Origin of the sequence: Citrobacter sp. Cpo109, from assembly GCF_030332565.1 — a bacterium.
Lineage (GTDB): Bacteria > Pseudomonadota > Gammaproteobacteria > Enterobacterales > Enterobacteriaceae > Citrobacter > Citrobacter portucalensis.
The window spans coordinates 1-1,493 of record NZ_JAOWHQ010000004.1 but is presented as its reverse complement, the minus strand read 5'-3'; the positions used below and the strand labels follow the sequence as shown (position 1 = coordinate 1,493).

The window sequence follows — 1,493 nt, the reverse complement described above, 5'->3', positions numbered from 1 at the left end:
TTCAATTGGGAGAAGCGGCGAAACGGGATGTTGGCACAGGTGCAGGCCAAATCCCTGATATGAGTAGTTTTCAGTCTGGTGGTGGGTGGTTTAAGTTGCCGAGTGGATATGTTATTCAGGCTTTCGAGGCATCTTTTGATTCTAACGGGCTATATATCAATTTCCCTATACCATTTCCGAGTAGCGTTATTGCTATTGTGCCAGGCGTTTTAATGTCCACAACTGCATCACCATCACTACAATTTCCATCGATACAACGTGACGTAAATGACCTGACCCGATTTTTTGCTAAATACAATATGGGTGGAATGAATTCTTCATATTTTATTGCCATAGGAAAATAACCATGTATTTATTTTCACCAAGCACATTGGGTTTTTATCCCATAGATATGAAAGCTGAATACCTTAACAAAGGTTCATTACCATCTGATGTTATAGAGGTTTCTGATAGCGTCAGAAATGAATATAACTTTGCACCACCTGAAGGCAAACAGTTAAGTTCCAGCCAAAATATGCCAGTCTGGATTGATATCCCACCGGCGACACGTGAAGAGTTGATTGCTGCTGCTGAACAAGAACGCCAGAAACTACTGGCCCATGCTGACGCTGTTATGCTGGACTGGCGAACAGAACTGATGCTCGGTGAAATCAGCGACACCAACAGAGCTAAGCTGTCGGCGTGGCTGGCCTATAAAAATGAAGTTAAGTCGGCTGATGTGACAACCGCCCCTGAGCATGTTAACTGGCCTGTTCCCCCGGAGGCGTAGGCCATTCGATATTCGGAGCACTGGAGGTGTCTACCGCTTCCAGTGCATCCAGATAATCCAGCCACAGATTGTATTGAGTTAACCCTTCTCCTTTCAGCCTGCCAATCGCTGCCTTACCGGGCCACTGCTTAACGTTCATGTAATCATTGGCTAAATCTATTCTTTTTTGCTTCTCCATATCAGCAGCGGCAATTAATTCTTCTCGTGTAGGCGGGGGAATATCACCCCATGATGGCATATTATTTAAAGTTATAAGTTGCTTACCTGTAGGTGGAGTGCCGGAAAACTCATAATAAGTGCTGTCACTAACGTTAATGGCATCATGCGGCCAACAATTATTATCGACATAATCAGCACGCCATTCGATGGCATAAAAACGGGACTCTGATGGGCTGAATACAAAACGATTCATATTAATATCCTATAGCTAAAAACATGGCTTCTGAGGTGTTTGTATTTACAGCAATATTCATCATGACCTGAGCGGTGAAACCTGTATTGCTTACCCACTCGCATGAGTTGGCTATCTGAACCCATGTTAATTTGGTAGAAAAAACACCCCAGCAATTAACGGGGAACGGGACAGGGAAAGTCACTGGCACTGTATTTACTACGCCGACAGTAGTCTGATTTGCGAGCGTTCTGCGAAACACCTGAATCTTAAGTCCATCAGGGCCTGTAAATAACAAGTTATCGGTGTACTGACCGCTTGCCCTTAAACCAA

Annotated in this window: 4 protein-coding genes; 2 read left to right on the top strand and 2 right to left on the bottom strand. The window is 44.1% G+C overall.

From position 1 onward, the window contains the following. Together OGY71_RS00025 and OGY71_RS00020 are read left to right on the top strand one after the other, a co-directional pair. Positions 1–344, top strand: a 344-nt coding sequence (locus tag OGY71_RS00025) for a gp53-like domain-containing protein (RefSeq protein WP_502873157.1), incomplete at its 5' end; no start/stop codon positions are given. A 2-nt stretch (positions 345–346) separates the two neighbouring features. Then, the gene (locus tag OGY71_RS00020) at positions 347–769 is read left to right on the top strand and encodes a tail fiber assembly protein (RefSeq protein WP_286511926.1); all 423 of its coding nucleotides are present in this window, start codon (positions 347–349) and stop codon (positions 767–769) included. On the opposite strand, the gene OGY71_RS00015 is transcribed toward OGY71_RS00020, so the two are convergent. Further along, positions 741–1,181 carry a tail fiber assembly protein gene (locus OGY71_RS00015; RefSeq protein WP_286511924.1) on the bottom strand — a complete coding sequence of 147 codons (441 nt, stop codon included), beginning with the start codon at positions 1,179–1,181 and terminating at the stop codon, positions 741–743. The genes OGY71_RS00020 and OGY71_RS00015 overlap by 29 nt on opposite strands. A gap of 1 nt (position 1,182) precedes the next feature. Continuing rightward, positions 1,183–1,493: gp53-like domain-containing protein (locus tag OGY71_RS00010; RefSeq protein ID WP_439954785.1), on the bottom strand; the 311-nt coding region annotated here is incomplete at its 5' end.